At 70.2% G+C, this 18,632-nt stretch carries 17 protein-coding genes, 1 pseudogene and 1 riboswitch; of the genes and pseudogenes, 13 read left to right on the forward strand and 5 right to left on the reverse strand.

The features are described 5' to 3' along the window. The first annotated feature begins 23 nt into the window (after positions 1 to 23). The gene (locus BXA03_RS14155) at positions 24 to 428 is read left to right on the forward strand and encodes an SWIB/MDM2 domain-containing protein (RefSeq protein WP_076508844.1); all 405 of its coding nucleotides are present in this window, start codon (positions 24 to 26) and stop codon (positions 426 to 428) included. Between the two features lie 113 nt (positions 429 to 541). On the opposite strand, the gene BXA03_RS14160 is transcribed toward BXA03_RS14155, so the two are convergent. Further along, on the reverse strand, positions 542 to 2,248 hold the full coding sequence (locus BXA03_RS14160) for a thiamine pyrophosphate-binding protein (protein WP_076508847.1): 1,707 nt from the start codon (positions 2,246 to 2,248) through the stop codon (positions 542 to 544). A gap of 101 nt (positions 2,249 to 2,349) precedes the next feature. Between BXA03_RS14160 and BXA03_RS14165 the strand changes: the two genes are divergently transcribed. The 7 genes from BXA03_RS14165 to BXA03_RS14195 all read left to right on the forward strand — a co-directional run bounded on the left by BXA03_RS14165 (position 2,350) and on the right by BXA03_RS14195 (position 9,323). Then, positions 2,350 to 2,994, forward strand: a complete 645-nt coding sequence (locus tag BXA03_RS14165) for a TetR/AcrR family transcriptional regulator (protein WP_076508849.1) — start codon at positions 2,350 to 2,352, stop codon at positions 2,992 to 2,994. A gap of 176 nt (positions 2,995 to 3,170) precedes the next feature. Further along, on the forward strand, positions 3,171 to 4,148 hold the full coding sequence (locus BXA03_RS14170; RefSeq protein WP_076508852.1) for a tripartite tricarboxylate transporter substrate binding protein: 978 nt from the start codon (positions 3,171 to 3,173) through the stop codon (positions 4,146 to 4,148). A gap of 58 nt (positions 4,149 to 4,206) precedes the next feature. Further along, on the forward strand, positions 4,207 to 5,382 hold the full coding sequence (locus tag BXA03_RS14175; protein ID WP_076508854.1) for a Gfo/Idh/MocA family protein: 1,176 nt from the start codon (positions 4,207 to 4,209) through the stop codon (positions 5,380 to 5,382). A 25-nt stretch (positions 5,383 to 5,407) separates the two neighbouring features. Further along, positions 5,408 to 6,595 (forward strand): dihydrodipicolinate synthase family protein, encoded by a 1,188-nt coding sequence (locus BXA03_RS14180; protein ID WP_076508857.1) that lies wholly within the window; start codon positions 5,408 to 5,410, stop codon positions 6,593 to 6,595. Continuing rightward, positions 6,595 to 7,473, forward strand: a complete 879-nt coding sequence (locus BXA03_RS14185) for a sugar phosphate isomerase/epimerase family protein (RefSeq protein WP_076508865.1) — start codon at positions 6,595 to 6,597, stop codon at positions 7,471 to 7,473. The genes BXA03_RS14180 and BXA03_RS14185 overlap by 1 nt, the downstream gene beginning before the upstream one ends. Before the next feature lie 71 nt (positions 7,474 to 7,544). Then, positions 7,545 to 8,459: a DMT family transporter gene (locus BXA03_RS14190; protein WP_143476314.1), complete on the forward strand. Its 915-nt coding sequence runs from the start codon at positions 7,545 to 7,547 to the stop codon at positions 8,457 to 8,459. Between the two features lie 64 nt (positions 8,460 to 8,523). Beyond that, a riboswitch (FMN riboswitch) is annotated at positions 8,524 to 8,695 on the forward strand. A 124-nt stretch (positions 8,696 to 8,819) separates the two neighbouring features. Further along, positions 8,820 to 9,323, forward strand: coding sequence for a 6,7-dimethyl-8-ribityllumazine synthase (locus tag BXA03_RS14195; RefSeq protein WP_076509318.1), 504 nt, complete (start codon positions 8,820 to 8,822; stop codon positions 9,321 to 9,323). A 54-nt stretch (positions 9,324 to 9,377) separates the two neighbouring features. Here BXA03_RS14195 and BXA03_RS14200 read toward each other — a convergent pair whose 3' ends face one another. Beyond that, entirely contained in the window at positions 9,378 to 9,845 is a 468-nt protein-coding gene (locus tag BXA03_RS14200; RefSeq protein WP_076508871.1) for an EVE domain-containing protein, read from the reverse strand. 26 nt (positions 9,846 to 9,871) lie between these two features. After that, the gene (locus BXA03_RS14205) at positions 9,872 to 10,648 is read right to left on the reverse strand and encodes an SAM-dependent methyltransferase (protein ID WP_159444721.1); all 777 of its coding nucleotides are present in this window, start codon (positions 10,646 to 10,648) and stop codon (positions 9,872 to 9,874) included. A gap of 92 nt (positions 10,649 to 10,740) precedes the next feature. Between BXA03_RS14205 and arsC the strand changes: the two are divergent. Further along, positions 10,741 to 11,094: pseudogene (gene arsC, locus BXA03_RS14210) on the forward strand (arsenate reductase (glutaredoxin)); the annotation flags it as partial. Between the two features lie 74 nt (positions 11,095 to 11,168). On the opposite strand, the gene BXA03_RS14215 reads toward arsC, so the two are convergent. After that, positions 11,169 to 12,416, reverse strand: coding sequence for an MFS transporter (locus BXA03_RS14215; protein WP_076508880.1), 1,248 nt, complete (start codon positions 12,414 to 12,416; stop codon positions 11,169 to 11,171). Positions 12,417 to 12,666: 250 nt separating this feature from the next. Between BXA03_RS14215 and BXA03_RS14220 the strand changes: the two genes are divergently transcribed. Further along, positions 12,667 to 13,482 carry an AraC family transcriptional regulator gene (locus tag BXA03_RS14220; protein WP_076508882.1) on the forward strand — a complete coding sequence of 272 codons (816 nt, stop codon included), beginning with the start codon at positions 12,667 to 12,669 and terminating at the stop codon, positions 13,480 to 13,482. Here BXA03_RS14220 and BXA03_RS14225 read toward each other — a convergent pair. Then, entirely contained in the window at positions 13,430 to 14,374 is a 945-nt protein-coding gene (locus BXA03_RS14225) for a LysR substrate-binding domain-containing protein (protein ID WP_076508885.1), read from the reverse strand. The two genes, BXA03_RS14220 and BXA03_RS14225, sit on opposite strands and share 53 nt — an antisense overlap. Before the next feature lie 99 nt (positions 14,375 to 14,473). Between BXA03_RS14225 and BXA03_RS14230 the strand changes: the two genes are divergently transcribed. The 3 genes from BXA03_RS14230 to BXA03_RS14240 all read left to right on the forward strand — a co-directional run bounded on the left by BXA03_RS14230 (position 14,474) and on the right by BXA03_RS14240 (position 18,615). Further along, a complete protein-coding gene (locus tag BXA03_RS14230) occupies positions 14,474 to 15,574 on the forward strand; it encodes a tartrate dehydrogenase (protein ID WP_076509320.1) in 1,101 nt (366 codons plus the stop codon). 117 nt (positions 15,575 to 15,691) lie between these two features. Further along, the gene (locus BXA03_RS14235; RefSeq protein WP_076508887.1) at positions 15,692 to 16,780 is read left to right on the forward strand and encodes a patatin-like phospholipase family protein; all 1,089 of its coding nucleotides are present in this window, start codon (positions 15,692 to 15,694) and stop codon (positions 16,778 to 16,780) included. A gap of 164 nt (positions 16,781 to 16,944) precedes the next feature. Further along, positions 16,945 to 18,615 carry a SulP family inorganic anion transporter gene (locus tag BXA03_RS14240; RefSeq protein ID WP_076508890.1) on the forward strand — a complete coding sequence of 557 codons (1,671 nt, stop codon included), beginning with the start codon at positions 16,945 to 16,947 and terminating at the stop codon, positions 18,613 to 18,615. Positions 18,616 to 18,632: the final 17 nt, after the last annotated feature.

Genomic DNA, 18,632 nt, shown 5'->3' on the forward strand with positions numbered 1-18,632 from the left:
TCTCCAAAGACAAGGACTCAACCATGGCAACTGCAAAGAAAGCACCGGCGAAGGCGCCGGCGAAGAAGGCCGCCGCGCCCGCCAAGAAGGCGGCTCCAGCGAAGAAGGCAGCGCCGGCCAAGAAGGCTGCCGCACCGGCGAAGAAGGCGCCCGCCGCCAAGAAGGCCCCCGCGGCCAAGCGCACCCCCAACGCCGCCTTCATGAAGGCGCTCACGCCCAGCCCCGCGCTGGCCGCCGTGGTGGGCAGCACCCCGCTGCCGCGAACCGCCATCGTGAGCAAGCTGTGGGACTACATCAAGAAGAACAACCTGCAGGACAAGGCCAACAAGCGGATGATCAACGCCGACGCCAAGCTGAAGGAAATCTTTGGCAAGGCACAGGTCTCGATGTTCGAGCTGGCCTCGCTGATCGGCGCGCACGTCAAGTAAGACGCGCCACCCGCCAGCCAAAAGGGACGTGCGATGCACGTCCCTTTTCATTTGCACGGCGGTTTTGAGAGCCGGCGAGACTGGCAGACCGAAGGCCAGCCGCGCACAGCGCATCAGCCTGCGGCGGCATCCTTGCCGATGGCGGCTTCGCGGATCGCACCCAGCGTCGTCCGCGTGGTGATCACCTCCGGGTCGAGCGGGATCTCGATCAGCGTGCCCGTCGGCGCTTCCAGCGCGCGCAGCAGCGCCGCCTCGAAATCCTCCGTGCAAGTGACCCGCTCCGCCGCATAGCCATAGGCCCGCGCGAGCGCGCAGAAATCCGGGTTGCCCAAGGCCGTGCCGCTGATGCGCGTCGGGTACTCGCGCTCCTGGTGCATGCGGATGGTGCCGAACATGCCGTTGTTGAGCAGCACGACGATGCTGCGCCCCCCGTGCTGCATGGCCGTGGCCAGCTCCTGGCCGTTCATCAGGAAGTCGCCATCGCCCGCCACCGTGAAGGCCACCCGGCCCGACACGATGCTGGCCGCGATGGCCGCTGGCACGCCGTAGCCCATGGCGCCACTGGTGGGCGCCAACTGCGTCTTGAAGCCCTTGGCCAGACCGTGATGGCGGAAGAAGCGATGCATCCAGCTGGCGAAGTTGCCGGCGCCATTGGTCACCACGGCGTCGGCCGGCAGGTGCTTCTGCACGATGTTGACGACGGCCGCCATGTCGACCGGCCCCGGCAGCGACTGCGGCACCAGATTGGCCTCGTAGCTGGCGTGCAACTGCTGCGCCCAGGCGCTCCAGGGCACCTCGGGCGGCGCGGTCAGAACTTCCAGCGATCGGGCCGCCGCGTTCATGGTCGTGTTGAAGGCGAGATCGGCTTGATAGACGCGGTTCAGTTCCTCGGCGCTGGCATGGAAATGCACCAGCCTCTGCCGACTGCGCGGCGCCTCCAGGAGGGTGTAGCCGCCGGTCGTCATCTCACCCAGGCGCGGGCCGATGGCGATGACCAGATCGCTCTCGCGCACATGGGCCGCCAGTCGTGGATTGATGGCGATGCCCACGTCGCCGGCATAGAGCGGATGGTGGTTGTCGAAGGTGTCCTGGAAGCGGAAGGCATTGGCCACCGGCAACTGCCAGTTCTCGGCGAAACGCTGCAGGGCCTGCGCGGCCTGAGGCGTCCAACCGCCCCCGCCCGCGACCACGATGGGGCGCTCGGCCGCGAGCAGCATGGTGCGCAGGGTACGAAGGCCGCCAGGGTCGGCCCAGGCCTGGGGCGGCTCGACGCGTGGAAGCGGCTGGGTCGCGGTCGGTGCGCGCAGCATGTCCTCGGGCAACACCAGCACCACCGGACCCGGCCGGCCGCTCATGGCCGTCGCGAAGGCGCGGGCCACGTATTCGGGGAGCCGGTCGGCATCGTCCACACGCTCGACCCGTTTGGCGAAGCCCTTGGTGCTCGGGCCAAAGAAGCTGGCGAAGTCCACTTCCTGGAAGGCTTCGCGGTCGCGGAAGTCGCTGCCCACGTCGCCGACCAGCAGCACCATCGGCGTCGAATCCTGGAAGGCGGTGTGCACGCCGATGGACGCATTGGTGGCGCCCGGACCGCGGGTGACGAAGCACACGCCCGGTCGTCCGCTCAGCTTGCCGTGCGCTTCGGCCATGAAGGCCGCGCCCCCTTCCTGCCGACAGGCCACGAAGCGGATCTGCGCCCCGTGGTCATGGAAGCCGTCGAGTGCCGCCAGGAAACTTTCACCCGGCACGCCGAACACGTGGGAGACGCCTTGGGCGACGAGACATTCGACCAGCAGATGGCCGGCAGGACGAGAAGCGGTCATGAGGTGAAGGAGGCGCGCACGCCGATAGCCACGAAAAGTTGGGCGATTATCGGGAGCCCGCGTTGCGGACGACTCTAGTTAACCATATAGTGAATTGAACGATGCGCGACGATACCCCCCTCCCTGAAGCGCGCCCACGCGATGCCGACCGATCCCAGGCCGCCATCCTGCTGGCCGCGCGCGAGGAGTTCGCCAGCCACGGCCTCGCCGGCGCGCGGATGGACCGCATCGCCGAGCGCGCCGACGTCAACAAGCGCCTCATCTACTACTACTTCGGCAGCAAGGACGACCTGTTCCTTGCCGTGCTCGAGGGGGTGTATGCCGACATCCGCACTGCCGAGCAGCAATTGCACCTGGACGCGGTCGAGCCCGTGGAAGCCGTTCGCCGCCTGGTCTCCTTCACTTGGCACTACTACCTGGAACACCCGGAGTTCATCACGCTGCTCAACAGCGAGAACCTCCACCGCGCCGAGCACCTGCGGCGCTCCGAGCGCATCCAGGAGATGAATTCGCCGCTGGTGCAGCTGCTCGACGGCGTACTCGAGCGAGGCCGGCGCGAAGGCGTGTTCCGCGCCGGGGTCGATCCGATCCAGCTCTACATCTCGATCGCTTCGCTGTGCTACTTCTATCTGTCGAACAACCACACGCTTTCCGCCATCTTCGGGCGTGACCTGCGCGCACCGAAGGCCATGGCGCAGCGGCTGTCGCACATGACCGAACTGGTGCTGGGTTACCTGCTGCACTGATTGATCGCGCGAGCGCCAGGCGGCGCGCGCAGCCCCTTCGGACACCGCGCTGCGGGGGTCGCTCATCCGGGATTCCACCAAGACCTCATCGGCCGCGCTGCGTTGACGTGCAAGCGGTCAGCGCACAGAATCGCCTGCAATTCACCGATTGGTGAATAAAAACAGGAGACATCGACATGCGTCCTTTCACCCGCACCGCCGCAGCAGCCCTTTTCGCCCTGTCTGCGGCGACCCTCCCCGCACTCGCCGACACGGCCTACCCCAGCAAGCCGATCCGCGTGATCGTGCCCTTCGCTGCCGGCAGCACCACCGACATCATTGCCCGCGCCATCACCGACAAGATGAGCCAGAGCATGGGCCAGCAGCTGGTGATCGAGAACCGCGGCGGCGCGAGCGGCACCATCGGGCAGGCGGCAGTGGCCTCCGCCGCGCCGGACGGCTATACGGTGATGATCCATTCGTCCTCGCACACGGTCAGCCCGTCCACCTTTGCCAAGCTGCCCTTCGACACGGTGCGCGACTTCGCGGGCGTGACGCCGATCTCCTCCCTGTCGAACGCGCTGGTCGTGTCGCCGCAGAAGGGCTATCGCACGCTGAACGATCTGCTGGCAGCGGCACGCGCCCAGCCCGGAAAGCTCAACTTCGCTTCGGCGGGCCAGGGCAGTGCCACGCATCTCAATGCCGAGAAGTTCAAACTGGCCGCCCGCATCGATGCCACCAACATTCCTTTCAAAGGTTCGGCCGAGGCGGTGACCGAGGTGCTCGCCGGTCGGGTGGACTACTACTTCTCGCCCATCGCGCCGGTGATCGGCCAGATCCGTGAAGGCCAGCTGCTGGCACTGGCCGTCGGCTCGCCGAAGCGCGCCAGCGCCCTGCCCGATGTGCCGACCACGGCCGAGGCGGGTGTGCCCGGCTCCGAGTTCAACTTCTGGATCGGCATGATGGCCCCGGCCAAGACGCCGCGTCCGGTCATCGAGCGGCTGCATGCCGAGGTACTCAAGGCCCTGGCCACGCCCGAGGTGAAGGAACGCTTCGCCAAGCTGGGCGCCGATGCGTGGACGCTCAAGCCCGAGCAGTTCGACGCCTACATCAAGGACGAGATCGTCAGCAATGCCGCGGTGGTCAAGGCCGCCGGCCTCTCGGCGCAGCAGTGAGCCTGCGCACGCACCAAGCCAACCGCCCTCTTCTTCCCTCGCAGAACAGCTTCTTCCCATGGCCACTCAAAGACTCGGTTTGATCATGCACGGCGTCACCGGACGCATGGGCATGAACCAGCACCTGATCCGCTCCATCTGCGCGATCCGTGCGCAGGGCGGCGTCCCGCTCGCCAACGGCGACCGTGTGATGCCCGACCCCATCCTCATCGGCCGCAATGCCGACAAGATCGCGGCGCTGGCCCGCGCCCACGGCATCGAGCGCTGGGGCACCGACCTGGCGGCGGCGCTGGCCAATCCGCAGGACACCGTCTTCTTCGACGCCGGCACCACGCAGATGCGCCCCCAACTGCTGGCCCAGGCCATCCGCGCCGGCAAGCACGTGTACTGCGAGAAGCCCATCGCCACCAACCTCAACGAGGCGGTGGAGATCGCCCGCCTGGCCGACGAGGCCGGCCGCACGAAGGGCATCAAGCATGGCGCCGTGCAGGACAAGCTCTTCCTGCCCGGCCTGCGCAAGCTGGACATGCTGCGCCGCGCCGGCTTCTTCGGCCGCATGCTGTCGGTGCGGCTGGAGTTCGGCTACTGGGTGTTCGAGGGCGACCTGCAGCCCATCCAGCGCCCGAGTTGGAACTACCGCAAGGAAGACGGCGGCGGAATGATCCTGGACATGATGTGTCACTGGCGCTACGTGCTGGACAACCTCTTCGGCGAGGTCCAGTCGGTCAGCTGCCTGGGCACCACCCACATCCCCAGGCGCTGGGACGAGGCCGGCCAGCCCTACGAGGCCACGGCCGACGACGCGGCCTACGCCACCTGCCAGCTCACCGGCCACAACGGCGAGCCGGTGATCGCGCAGATCAACATGAGCTGGGTCACGCGGGTGCGCCGCGACGACCTGGTGACCTTCCATGTCGACGGCACCGAGGGCTCGGCCGTCGCCGGCCTGCAGAGCTGCCGCGCCCAGTCGCGCGTGGCCACGCCGCGGCCGGTGTGGAACCCCGACATCAAGCAGACGATGAACTTCTTCGACCAGTGGCAGGAGATCCCGGATGTCGAGACCTACGACAACGGCTTCAAGATCCAGTGGGAGCACTTCATCCGCCACGTGGTGGAGGACGCGCCGTACAAGTGGACGCTGCCCGAGGGTGCCAAGGGCGTGCAACTGGTGGAGGCCGCGCTCGACTCCTGGAAGGAGCGGCGCTGGATCGATGTGCCGCCGCTCGAGGTCTGATGGCCGCGCCGACAAGGAACCCCCCATGGCCCTGACCCTTCGCCTGCCCGACGCCGACGGCCGTCTGGCCGCTTACACGCTCAGCGGCGCCACGCCGGTGCAGCCGCAGCCGGGCGCCCGCTTCGACCGCATCGCCTACTCCGCCGCGCACGTCGTGGCCGATCCGCTGGCGGCCGTCGACCCCTGGCTGCAATGCGCCGTCGACTGGGACGCCACCCTGGCCTACCGCCGCCACCTGTGGTCGTTGGGCCTGGGCGTGGCCGAGGCCATGGACACCGCCCAGCGCGGCATGGGCCTGGACTGGCCCACGTCGCTGGAACTCATCCGCCGCTCCATCGACGCAGCGCGCGACGTGCCGGGTGCCTTCCTCGCCTCCGGCTGCGGCACCGACCACCTGGACCTGGCCGAGGTCCGCAGCGTGGACGACGTGATCCGCGGCTACGAGACGCAGATGGCCGCCATCGAGGCCCTGGGCGGAAAGCTGATCGTGATGGCCAGCCGCGCACTGGCCCGTGTGGCGAAGTCCCCGGCCGACTACGAGCGCGTCTACGACCGCGTGCTGAGTCAGGCGAAGCAGCCGGTGGTGCTGCACTGGCTGGGCGACATGTTCGACCCGGCACTGGCCGGCTACTGGGGCACCAGCGACGTGGACGCCGCCATGGACACGGCCCTGGGCATCATCGCGGCCCATCCGCACAAGGTGGACGGCATCAAGATCTCGCTGCTCGACAAGGACAAGGAGATCGCCATGCGCCGCCGGCTGCCCGCGGGCGTGCGGATGTACACCGGCGACGACTTCAACTATGCCGAGCTGATTGCGGGCGACGGTGCCGGCACCGAGCCCACGCACGGCAGGAGCGATGCGCTGCTGGGCATCTTCGACGCCATCGCGCCCGCGGCGAGCGCGGCTCTGGCTGCGCTGGCGCAGGGCGACACGGCGCGCTTCCACGAGATCCTGGCGCCGACGGTGCCGCTGTCGCGCCACATCTTTAGGGCGCCCACGCGCTTCTACAAGACGGGCGTGGTGTTCATGGCCTGGCTCAACGGCCACCAGTCGCACTTCACGATGGTGGGTGGCCAGCAGAGCACGCGCTCATTGCCGCACCTGGCCGAGCTGTTCCGCCTGGCCGACGCGGCCCACCTGCTGGCCGACCCGGACCTGGCCATGCGTCGCATGAAGGCACTGCTGGCCACGCACGGGGTGGAGGGCTGATGCGCGACCTGTCGCAGGACAGCCGCTGGCTGTCGATCAACACCGCCACCATCCGCCGCCAGCGCGGTGCCGAAGTGCCGCTGGCGCGCATCATCGACCAGTGCGCCGCGCAGGGCATCCGCGCCATCAGCCCCTGGCGCGACCAGGTCGCCGCCGCCGGGCTGGAGGCCGTGGGTCGGCAATTGCGGGCGCTGGACATGCAGTTGTCGGGCTTCTGCCGCGGCGGCTTCTACCCCGCGGCCGACGCGGCCGGCCTGCGCGCCGCGCTGGACGACAACCGCCGCGCCATCGACGAGGCCAAGGCGCTGAATGCGCCCTGCCTGGTGCTGGTGGTGGGCGCACTGCCCGGCGCCCTCGAAGGCAAGCCGGTCCATAAGGACATGGCCCGCGCCCGCGGCGAGGTGCGCGATGGCATCGCGGCCTCGCTGGAGTACGCGCGCAGCGTCGGCATGCCGCTGGCCATCGAACCGCTGCACCCCATGCAGGCCGCGGAACGGGCCTGCGTCAACACGCTGGAGCAGGCGCTGGACCTGTGCGACGAACTCGACCCGGACCGCACTGGCATGCTGGGTGTGGCGCTGGATGCCTACCACTGCTGGTGGGACCCGAAGCTCGAAGCGCAGACGGCCCGCGCGGGCCGGGACCGCCTGCTGGCCTACCACGTGTGCGACTGGCTCACGCCCACGCGCGACCTGCTCAACGACCGCGGGATGATGGGCGACGGCGTGATCGAGCTGCAGCAACTGCGCAGCTGGGTCGAGGCCGCGGGCTACGCGGGGCACTGCGAGGTGGAGATCTTCTCGACGCAGGACTGGTGGCAGCGCGACGGGGAAGAGACGCTGCGCATCTGCATCGAGCGGCATCGCAGCGTGGTGTGAGGGGCGCGCGCCGTTCGGCCCTTCGACGGGCTCAGGGCGAACGGATTTGGGCCGCGTTACCCTCGCCCTCCGTGCCTTCCCTCCTCTCCTCCGATCCGGCCCGCCGCGGCCGACGCGCCATCGGCTGCATGCTCGGCGCCATGGCCTGCTTCGTCGTCAACGACGCCCTCAGCAAGTTCGTCAGCCAGGGCCTGCCGGCCGGGCAGCTCATCTTCCTGCGCGGGCTGATGGCCACGCTGCTGGTTTTGGCCGTGGCCGTCGTGCTCGGCGAGCACCGGCGCCTGGGCAGCATCGGTCACCCGCGCGTGCTGCTGCGCGCCGGCGTGGATGCCTGCGCGACGGTGATGTACCTGCTCTCGCTGTTCCGCCTGCCGCTGGGCAATGCCACCGCCATCAACCTCGCGGCACCGCTCTTCATGACGGTGTTCGCCGCCATCTTCCTGCGCGAGCGGCCGGGCGCGGCGCGCTGGTGGGCCGTGGGGATCGGCTTCGTCGGCGTGCTGCTGGTGGTGCAGCCGCGCGGCGACGGCTTCAACGCCTGGGCACTGCTGTGCCTCTCGGCCACCCTGTTCCATGCGACGCGCGACCTGCTCACGCGCGGGCTGGACCCGGCCATTCCCTCCATTGTGGTCACGCTCTCCACCGCCTTGGCCGTCACGCTGCTGTCGGGCGCGCTGTCGGTGGCCGAGGGCTGGCAGCCGGCCACGGCCGGGCAACTCGGGCTGCTGGCGCTGTCGTCCGCTTTCCTGGCCACCGCCTACTTCCTGCTGATCCAGTGCATGCGCCAGGGCGAGGTGTCCCTCACCGCGCCCTTCCGCTACTCGGCCCTGCTCTTCGCGGTGGGGCTGGGCTATGCCGTGTGGGGCGACGTGCCCAACGCCTGGGCCTGGGCCGGCATCGCGCTGCTGGTGGGCTCGGGCCTGCAGGTGATCCGCAGCGAGCGCAACCGCCAACCGGTGCGCACGCTGGAGGCGCAGGCGGAATGAAGGCGACAGCAAGGCCATTGCGCCGCTCCTAGAATCCGCCCGCGGCCACCCTCGGGTGGCCGTCAAGCGTTCTCAGGGCAGGGTGGAATTCCCTACCGGCGGTCATGGTGGAAGGCGACTTCCGCACGAGCCCGCGAGCGCCCGCTGCCGCAGCCTTCGGGCCGCGGTGGCGGGGTCAGCAGATTTCGGTGCGATTCCGAAGCCGACGGTCACAGTCCGGATGAAAGAGAGCGCGAGATGCGGCCAGGCCCCTGGCTGCGTGCGGCGCCATGCCGCGCGCAGCCGGCGGGCCGGGCGCGGCTTTTCGTGCGTGTTCTCGATGCCCTGATTCAGGCCCACCCTTTGTTCAAAGGCAACACCATGAGTCAGCTCAACGACCTTCCCCTCCAGATCCTGCCCGCCTTGGGCGACCGGCGCATCGCGCTGGTCGAGGCCCAGTGGCATGCGGACATCGTCCACCAGGCGCGCGACGCCTTCCTTGCCGAGATGGAACGCCTGGGCGTGCCTGCCTCGCAGATCGACATCTTCGACGTGCCCGGCGCATTCGAGATCCCGCTGCATGCCAAGCGGCTTGCCCGCAGCGGCCGCTATGCCGCCGTGGTGTGCTGCGCGCTGGTGGTCGATGGCGGCATCTACCGCCACGAGTTCGTGGCCAGCACGGTGGTCGAGTCGCTGATGCAGGTGCAACTCGAGACCGAGGTGCCCATGATCTCGGCCGTGCTCACGCCGCACCACTTCCACGAGCACATCGAGCACCGCAAGTACTTCCATCGCCATTTCGCGGTCAAGGGCACCGAGGCGGCAGAGGCCTGCGTGAAGACCATCGCGGGGCTCTCGCGGCTGGACGCGCTGCTCACCGCCTGAAGGGGCGCACTGGCGGGGCGGCCTGGCAGCGGGCCGCCCTGGCCTCGCGTTGGCTCAGCGATCCGCCAACGCCAGCACGGCCGCCCACTCGGCCGGCGTCACCGGCGTGATCGACAGCCGGTTGCCCTTGCGCAGCAGCAGCATGTCGGCCAATGCCGGCTCGGCGCGCAGCTCGGGCAGGCCGAGCAGCCGCGTCTTGCGCACCGCCTGCACGTCCAGCAGCAGCCAGCGCGGCGCATCGGGCTTGGAAGCGCTGTCGTGGTACGGCGATGCCGCATCGAACTGCGTCGGATCGGGCCGCACACCCGAGGCCACGCGCGCGATGCCGGCCACACCCGGCTGCGGGCAGCTGGAGTGGTAGAAGAGCACGCCGTCGCCGACCTGCATCCCATCGCGCATGAAGTTGCGCGCCTGGTAATTGCGCACGCCCGTCCAGGGCACGGTCTGCGCCGGCGCGGCCAGGGCATCGTCGATGGAGCACTCGTCGGGCTCCGACTTCATCAACCAGTAGCGGAAACTCATCGCGGCATTGTCCGGGCAGCCCCCCCTCAGCCCTGACATCCGGCGGCGGGCCGACGGCTCAATCGGACGCCGTCCGGCAGGCCCGGAATGCCACGCCGCACGAGCAACTGGCCGTCGCTCCAGATGAGCCAGGGCCGGAGTGCGCCGCCGACCGGTGGCGGCAGGCTGGCGCCATCGATGCGGCCCCGCCACTGCACCGGCGTGCCGCCACCGCGCGCAAAGGTGGCTCGGTACTCCAGCATCGACTGACGAAAGCTCAGCTGGAAGCCGCCGGGCGCGCACCAGTTGCCCTCGACCGGGGCAGGCACGCGCCAGAGGTGGATCCGCTGCGTGCGCAGGCGCCCGGGGCTGCGGTCGGGCAGTTCCACGGCCTGTGTCTGCTCGGCCGGCCAGCCAGGCAGGCCATCGGTCTCGGAGATCACCCGGGTCCCGGGCGCCAGGCGCAGCAGCGCCGGCCGTAACTGCTGCTGCGACTCAGGCGGCAGGTGCATCACGATGACGCTGGCACCACTCAGGCGGGTGCGCAGCAGATCCTCCTCACGGAAGGCCACCCGGTCGGCCACGCCCGCCTGGGCGGCCCGCTGGCGGGCACGGTTGAGCAGTTCGGGTTCGGTCTCGACGCCGGTGGCGCGCGCCCCGGCCAGCGCAGCCGCCACGACCACGCGCCCTTCGGCAGTGCCGAGGTCGAGCAGGTGGTCGTCGGTGCGCAGGGCGGCCAGCCGGACCACGGCCTGTGCGAGCCGTTCAGCGGCCACCAACGAGGCGGCAGCGCCCGCCTCGGCGGCTCGCGGTTGCGCCCACACCGGCGACGCGGCTCCGATCGCCGCGAGCCCAGGCAGCAGAAGCAGGAAGCGTCGGCACCGCATCCGACGAGTATGGTGGGAATAATTCACGGATGCCAAGCACCGACACCACGATCTACCACAACCCTGCCTGCGGCACCTCGCGCAACACGCTGGCGATGCTGCGCGAACGGGGCATCGAGCCCGTCGTCGTTCAATACCTGAAGACACCGCCCGACCGGCAGACGCTACAGCGCCTGTGTGCGGACAGTGGCCTTGGCGCGCGCGGCGTGCTGCGTGAGAAGGAAGCGCTGGCCGCCGAGCTCGGCCTGCTGGATCCGGCGCGCAGCGACGAGGAATTGCTGGACGCGATGGTGGCCCACCCCGTGCTGATCAACCGCCCGCTGGTGGTCACGCCCAAGGGCACGCGGCTGTGCCGGCCCAAGGAGGTGGTTTTGGAGATCCTCTGAGCGCCAGCGACCCGCGCCGCGCGGGGCAGGCCACGGCGGCGCCCCCCGTGCGCCGCGGCGCCGGTGGAGAGTCAGGCTGAAGCCGGCGTCAGCAGCTCGCGCCGTGCCCGGCGCACATTGAAGGCGCTGGCGATCAGCACCGCCTGCACCAGCGCCAGGCCCAGGATCACGCTGGCGTACTGGCCGGCGTCCATCAGGCGGCCGAAGATCAGCGGCGCCACCGCCTGGCCGATGTCCAGGCCCGCGTACACCACGCCGTAGACCCGCCCGCTGGCATTGGCCGGCGTCGACCGCTTGACGATCAGGTCGCGCGAGGGCCCGGCAATGCCCGAAGCGAAGCCCATGGCGCCGAACAGCACCGGCACCACCGCGGGCGGAAAGCTCGCCAGGCCCAGCACCAGCGCCAGCACCGCGGCGACGCCGAAGCCAGCCCCCACGATGCGCTCGCAGCGGGTCGGGTCCGAAGCCAGGAAGCCGCCCAGCACCATGCCGACCGAACTGGCCACCATGTAGACCGTCACGCAGATGGCGACCAGCGCCACCGGCACGTCGTGCAGCCGGCCGGCGGCCTGGGGCGCGAAGGTCTGCACCACGCTGATGACCATGGCGTAGAAAAGGAAGAAACCAAAGCACATCCACACGGCCGGGATGCGCAGGAAGGCGAAGGCGCCGTCGGTCCCCGGGCCCTGGCCCGTCGCCTTCTGCACCGCCTTCACGTCCAGCGCCAGCGCAGCGCGGCCGAACCACAGTACGACCAGCACCACCAGGGCCAGCACGCCCGCGCTGGCCAGCGCCACGCGCCAGGAGAAGGCGATGGCCAGCGGCACCACGAAGGCCGGCGCCAGCGCCCAGCCCAGGCTGCCGGTGATGCCGTGCACGCTGTAGGCATGGCCCAGGCGGGTGGGCGCCACCTTGCGGTTGAACAGGGTGTAGTCCACCGGGTGGAAGACGCCATTGCCCACGCCCGCCACGACGGCACTCGCGACCAGGCCCCAGTAGTTGGGCGCCATCGCGTAGCCGAAGGCCGCCAGCCCCAGGCAGCCCAGGCCCACAAACAGCACCGGGCGCGGGCCCAGCTTGTCGACGATGAAGCCCGAGCCCGCCTGCACCGCGCAGGAGGTGACGAAGAACACGGTCAGCACCGCGCCCAGCTCGGTGTAGCTGACGCCGAAGGCGTCCTTCAGCCAGGGAAAGAGCGGCGGCAGGATCAGCTGGCTGAAATGGCTGATGGCGTGCGCCAGGCCGACCAGGCCGATGAGCGTGGCGTCCGAGCGAAGGGAGGAGGAGCCGCCCGGGGGCGACGCGGAAGCAGTGGTCATGGCAGCGGGCCGTGCGTCCGGCGAACGCAGCAGGCGGGTTTCTTGTCGTTGGAGGAAGCGGCTGCGTCACCCGACCCGGGCTCCGCAGCGCCCCGCCATGGTAGGCGCCGGAAAACGGCAGAATGCCGACACCCTGCCAACCTCTGTCGAAAACATGCCAGATCTTGCGACGCCTGCCGAAGCCGCGCCGGGCGCGGCCCCCTCCGCCCGGCGACGGCGCCCGTCCGGCGCGCGGAAGGCGCCCCCGGCGGTGGCCCCGGCCGCCCTGGCCCACAGCGTGGGCCCGCTCACGCCGCACCTCTACGCGCCCGACGCAGTGCGACCGTTGCGGGCGAAGGAGCATTTCCTTTCGGCAGACACGCTGGTCGAACCCCACACCCATCCCTGGCCGCAGCTCACCTTCTCGACCCGCGGCGTGATCCGCCTGTCCACACGGGACGGCAGCTACATCATCCCGCCCTCGCGCGCGCTCTGGGTGCCGGCGGACGTGCCGCACAGCATCACGCTGGTGGAAGACGCCGAACTGCGCACCGTCTACCTGCACCGCTGGCTGGGCCCGGACTGGACGCGCTGCGAGGTGCTGGAGATCAGCCCGCTGCTGCGCGCCCTGATGCTGGCCCTGGACACCACGCCCGACGGCCTGCCGCCTGGGGACCCCAACGCGCCGCAGCGCGAGCGCTGGATCGCCCCGCTGCTGGTGGACGAACTGGAGCGCGCCCAGCAGATCCGCATCGACGTGCCGCTGCCGCAGGACAAGCGCCTGCGCCAGCTGTGCGAGGCCGTGCTGCGCGCGCCCGACGACCGCGCGACGCTGGCCGAGCGCGCCCGCGGCATCGGCGCCAGCGAGCGCACCGTGGCGCGCCTGTTCCGCGACCAGCTGGGCATGAGCTGGCAGGCCTGGCGCCAGCAGGCGGTGCTGGCCCACGCGCTGCCGCTGCTGGCCCGCGGCATGGCCGTGAGCCAGGTGGCCACGGCCTGCGGCTATGCCACCGACAGCGCCTTCTGCGCCATGTTCAAGCAGGCGACGGGGAAGTCGCCGACGGCCTTCCAGCATCGGCGGCGCTGACCTCGGCGAAGGCCTCGATCAGGTATTCGACGCAGACGCGCACCTTGGCCGAGCTGGCCAGGCGCTCCGGGTAGACGGCCCACACGTTGGCCTCCTGCCGCCAGTCGGGCAGCAGTTGCACCAAGCGGCCGTCGGCCAGCAGCGGTGCGACGTCCCACAGCGAGCGAAGGACCACGCCGTGGCCGTCGACCGCCCACTGCACCGCCACCTCGCCATGGTTCGAAGAGAGCGGGCCGGTGACCTTCACCGCCTCTTCCTGCGCGCCGGCACGCAGCCGCCAGACGCCGAAAGGGTGGTCCCGCTCCTTGATCACCAGGCAGTCGTGGCTGGCCAGGTCCTGCAGGGTGCGCGGTGCTTCGCGGCGGGCCAGGTAGGCGGGCGCGGCGCAGAGCACGCGGTGGTTGGCGGCCAGCCGGCGGGCGATGAGGTGCGGCGCGATCTCATCGCCCACCCGCACGTCCACGTCGTAGCCCTCGGCCGCCACGTCCACCAGCCGGTCCAGCACCTCCAGCCGCACCTGCAGACCGGCGTGGCGGCGCGCCATGGCCGAGAGCATGGGCGCCACCACCCGGCGGCCGAAGCCGAAGCTGCTGCTGATGCGCAATAGCCCGCGCGGCTCGCCGCGGGTGACGGCCACCTCCTGCATCAGCTGCTCCACATCGTCGAGCACGCGCTGCGCCCAGTGGAAGACGCGCTCGCCCTGGTCGGTCACGCTCACGCGCCGGGTGGTGCGGTGAAGCAGACGCACGCCCAGCGTGTCTTCCAGCACGCGGATGCGCTTGCTCACGTAGGCGGTCGAAACGCCGAGTTGCTCCGCCGCCGCCGCAAAGCTGGACTGGCGGGCCACGATGAGGAAGACGCGCAGGTCTTCATTGGCGGGGATATTGCTCACGATTCGTGGCCAATGTCTTCACGGAAGCAGGATTGTATGAATTACGTGCGCAACGAGAATGCACGCCATTCCTTCCTCTTCCGCACCTGGAGACCGCACATGGCCGCAGCCACCCCCACCCGTCCCTTCCGCATCGCCGTCCTGCCCGGCGATGGCATCGGCAAGGAAGTCATGCCCGAGGGCCTGCGCGCCCTCGACGCCGCGGCCCAGCGCTTCGGCATCGCCATCGAATACAGCCACTTCGAATGGGCCAGCTGCGACTACTACGCGGCCCACGGCAAGATGATGCCGGACGACTGGAAGGCCCAGCTGCAGGGCATGGACGCCCTGTTCTTCGGCGCGGTGGGCTGGCCGGCCACGGTGCCGGACCATGTGTCGCTGTGGGGCTCGCTGCTGAAGTTCCGCCGCGAGTTCGACCAGTACGTCAACCTGCGCCCGGTGCGCCTGTTCGAGGGCGTGCCCTGCCCGCTGGCGGGCCGCAAGCCGGGCGACATCGACTACTTCGTGGTGCGCGAGAACACCGAGGGCGAGTACACCTCGCTGGGCGGCGTGATGTACGAGGGCACGGACCGCGAGATGGTGATCCAGGAGTCGGTCTACTCCCGCGTCGGCGCACAGCGGCTGCTCAAGTTCGCCTTCGAGCTGGCGCAGTCGCGGCCCCGCAAGCACGTCACCCTGGCCACCAAGAGCAACGGCATCGCCATCAGCATGCCCTGGTGGGACAAGCAGGCCGACGAGGTGAAGAAGGCCTACCCCGACGTGGCGCTGGACAAGCAGCACATCGACATCCTGTCCGCCCGCTTCGTGCTGCAGCCGGGCCGCTTCGACGTGGTGGCGGCCACCAACCTGTTCGGCGACATCCTGTCGGACCTGGGCCCGGCCACCACCGGCACCATCGGCTTGGCGCCCTCGGGCAACCTGAACCCGGACCGCACCTTCCCCTCGCTGTTCGAGCCGGTGCACGGCTCGGCGCCGGACATCTACGGCAAGAACATCGCCAACCCCATCGCCATGATCTGGTCGGGCGCGATGATGCTGGACTTCCTGGGCCACGGCGAAGGCGCCTGCCGCCAGGCGCACGACGCCATCCTGGCGGCCATCGAGACGGTGCTGCGTGAAGGCCCGCGCACCCCCGACCTGGGCGGACAGGCCAGCACGACGGAACTGGGCGAGGCCGTGGCGCGGCACATCGCGGGCTGAGGCATGAGTCCCTCTCCCCCGCGCGGGAGAGGGCGCCAGAAGGAATGCCGCGGCTGATCCAGGCCCGTGCCGCGCGTTCCGGGCACTTTTCGCCGCTGTCACACTCCGTCCTCTCCGATGACAGCAGGACACTCTTCTTCCCTTCCCCGCCGCACGTTCCTCGGGTGGTGGCCCATCGCCGCCCTCGGCCTCGCGGCACTCACCGGTTGCGGCAGCGCGCCCCGCACGCCCGCAGCCGCGACGAGCGCCGCGCCCAGTGCCACGACCTCTCCCCCGCCCGCCGGCAGCGGCGCGCCCGCCCCCATCCGCATCGGCATCGCCCTCGGCGGCGGCGCGGCCAAGGGCTTCGCCCACATCGGCGTGATCAAGATGCTGGAGGCCAACGGCCTGGCCCCCGCCGTGGTGGCCGGCACCAGCGCCGGCAGCGTGGTCGGCGCCCTGTATGCCAGCGGCATGAACGCCTTCGAGCTGCAGCAGAAGGCCGTCGCGCTCGACGAGGCCAGCATCCGCGACCTGCAGTTCTCGTCCGGCGGCCTGGTGCTGGGGCAGAAGCTGGAGGACTACGTCAACGCCCAGGTCCACAACAAGCCCATGGAGCAGCTGGCCAAGCCCTTCGTGGCCGTGGCCACGCGGCTGGAGGACGGCGAGCGCACCCTCTTCGCCCGCGGCAACATTGGCCAGGCGGTGCGGGCCTCCAGCAGCGTGCCGGGCGTGTTCCAGCCGGTGGCCATCGGCAAGTACCACTATGTCGATGGGGGCGTGGTCAGCCCCGTGCCCGTGGATGCGGCCCGGCAGCTGGGTGCGGACGTCGTCATCGCCGTCGACATCTCCAGCAAGGCACGCGGACGCTCACCCGCCGACATGCTTGGCACCGTGGGCCAGTCCATCGCCATCATGGGCCAGAAGCTCGGTCAGGCGGAACTGGCGCGGGCGGACGTGACGATCCGTCCCGCTGTGCTGGACATCGGCGCCGCAGACTTCACGCAGCGGGCCAATGCCATCCTCGAAGGCGAGAAAGCGGCGCTGGCCGCCATGCCACGCATCAAGGAGCGCGTGGCGCAACTGCAGGCGCAGCGCGCCCAGGCCGCCCAACAGGCACAGGCCCAGGCGGCGCAGGCCCGGCAGAAGGCCTGCCTTGAACAGCGCTCCAGCTGGCGCAAGCTGGCCAGTGCGGCCGGGCTCGACGACAGCTGCCCGGCGCCCTGAGCGTCCGCGCCGCGCAAGCGGCGTGCCCGACACCGGCATGACGCCGATTGGCAGGCCAGTGAGCGGACAATCGCGCGCCACCGTCGCCTGAGCACGGTGCCCGCTTCATGACTGCCCCTGCCGATCCCGACCTCCCCCACTCCCCCTCGCCCGCGTCCCCTCCCATGGGCCGGGCCCGGGCCCTGAAGCACTGGCTGCCCTTCCTGAACTGGCCCCGGCCCACGCGCGGCCTGCTGGTCAGCGAGGCGCTGGCGGGACTCACCGTGGCGCTGATGGTGATCCCGCAGGGCGTTGCCTATGCGGCGCTGGCCGGCATGCCGCTGGTCACGGGCATCTATGCGGCCCTGCTGCCGGCGTTGATCGCGGTGCTGTTCAGCTCGTCGGCACGACTGTCGGTGGGGCCCACCGCCCTGACCAGCCTGCTGGTGGGCGCGACGCTCGCGCCCATGGCGGTGCCGGGCAGCGCCGAATGGGTGTCGCTTGCGGTGTGGCTCACCCTGCTCTCGGGCGCCATGCAGATCCTGCTGGGCGCCGCGCGCTTCGGCTGGCTGCTGCGGCTGGTCAATTCGCCAGTGCTGATGGGCTTCACTCAGGGCGCGGCGGTGCTGATCACGCTGTCGCAGTTGCCGGCGCTGCTGGGCTACACCGGCCGCACACCGCTGCAGGTGATGCAGGGTCCGCCGCCGGACTTCATCGCGATCGGCTTCGGCCTGGGCAGCATGGCGCTGCTGTTCCTCGGCAAGCGGCTGTCGCCGCGCATGCCGACGACCATGCTGCTGGTGGCCGGCACCGCACTGATCAGCGCACTGCTGGGCTACGCGCTGGGCGGCGGCGCCGTGGTGGGCGAGCTGCCGGGCGGCCTGCCCGACTTCTACCTGCCTCAATTACTGGGCTGGCATCAGCTGGGCACGCTGCTGCTGCCGGCCTTCCTGATCACGCTGGTGAGCTTCCTGGAGACGGCCTCCAGTGCCAAGGTGGACAACGCCCGCGCCGGCAAGCTCTGGAACGAGAACCAGGACCTAATCGGCCAGGGCCTGGCCAAGGTGGCCTCGGGCCTCACGGGCAGCTTCCCGACGAGTTCGTCCTTCTCGCGCTCCGCCATCACGCTGTATGCGGGCGCGCAGACGCAGTGGGCGACGCTGTTCAACGTGGCCGTGGTGGCGGTGGCGCTGCTGTGGGCCATGCCGCTGCTCTACCACGTGCCGCAGGCGGTGCTGGCGGCCATCGTCGCCACGGCCACCATCGGGCTGCTCAAGCCGCGTTCCTTCGTGCAGCTGTGGCGCATCTCGCGCATCGAGGCCGGCATCGCCTTCGGCACCTTCGTGCTGACCATCGCGACGGCGCCCTCGATCTACTGGGGCGTGCTGGGCGGGCTGCTGGCGGCGCTGTCGCACTACATGTACCGGCATCTGCATCCGCGCATCATCGAGGTGGGGCTGCACGGGGACGGCAGCCTGCGAGACCGCCACCTGTGGCGCCTGCCGCCGCTGGCGCCGGACCTCTACGCCCTCCGCATGGACGCGGAACTGGACTTCGCCTCCGCCAGCACGCTGGAGCGTCACATCACCGAGGCGCTTGCCAGGCATCCGGACCTGCGCCACGTCTGCCTGTTCGCGCAGCCCATCAACCGCGTGGACCTGACCGGCGCTGAGGTCTTCGGCAACATCCGCCGGCTGCTGGAAGGCCGCGGCGTGATGCTGCACCTGTCGGGTCTTAAGCTCCCGGCCCAGCAGGTGCTGGACCGTGCAGGGCTGCTGGCGCCAGGGCCGCTGTTCGCGCAGTACCGCACCGATGGCGAGGCGCTCGCCGCGCTGGCGACGGCACCAGCCGCCTGAGCGGCGAGCGCTGGCGA

Origin of the sequence: Pseudacidovorax sp. RU35E (assembly GCF_900156165.1) — a bacterium.
GTDB lineage: Bacteria > Pseudomonadota > Gammaproteobacteria > Burkholderiales > Burkholderiaceae_C > Xenophilus.

Coding starts and splice junctions, on each gene's coding strand:
- BXA03_RS14165 (WP_076508849.1), top strand. CDS start 2,350: ATGCGCGACGATACCCCCCTCCCTGAAGCGCGCCCACGCGATGCCGAC.
- BXA03_RS14235 (WP_076508887.1), top strand. CDS start 15,692: ATGACAGCAGGACACTCTTCTTCCCTTCCCCGCCGCACGTTCCTCGGG.
- BXA03_RS14195 (WP_076509318.1), top strand. CDS start 8,820: ATGAGTCAGCTCAACGACCTTCCCCTCCAGATCCTGCCCGCCTTGGGC.
- BXA03_RS14180 (WP_076508857.1), top strand. CDS start 5,408: ATGGCCCTGACCCTTCGCCTGCCCGACGCCGACGGCCGTCTGGCCGCT.
- BXA03_RS14160 (WP_076508847.1), bottom strand. CDS start 2,248: ATGACCGCTTCTCGTCCTGCCGGCCATCTGCTGGTCGAATGTCTCGTC.
- BXA03_RS14230 (WP_076509320.1), top strand. CDS start 14,474: ATGGCCGCAGCCACCCCCACCCGTCCCTTCCGCATCGCCGTCCTGCCC.
- BXA03_RS14240 (WP_076508890.1), top strand. CDS start 16,945: ATGGGCCGGGCCCGGGCCCTGAAGCACTGGCTGCCCTTCCTGAACTGG.
- BXA03_RS14185 (WP_076508865.1), top strand. CDS start 6,595: ATGCGCGACCTGTCGCAGGACAGCCGCTGGCTGTCGATCAACACCGCC.
- BXA03_RS14170 (WP_076508852.1), top strand. CDS start 3,171: ATGCGTCCTTTCACCCGCACCGCCGCAGCAGCCCTTTTCGCCCTGTCT.
- BXA03_RS14175 (WP_076508854.1), top strand. CDS start 4,207: ATGGCCACTCAAAGACTCGGTTTGATCATGCACGGCGTCACCGGACGC.
- BXA03_RS14155 (WP_076508844.1), top strand. CDS start 24: ATGGCAACTGCAAAGAAAGCACCGGCGAAGGCGCCGGCGAAGAAGGCC.
- BXA03_RS14215 (WP_076508880.1), bottom strand. CDS start 12,416: ATGACCACTGCTTCCGCGTCGCCCCCGGGCGGCTCCTCCTCCCTTCGC.
- BXA03_RS14200 (WP_076508871.1), bottom strand. CDS start 9,845: ATGAGTTTCCGCTACTGGTTGATGAAGTCGGAGCCCGACGAGTGCTCC.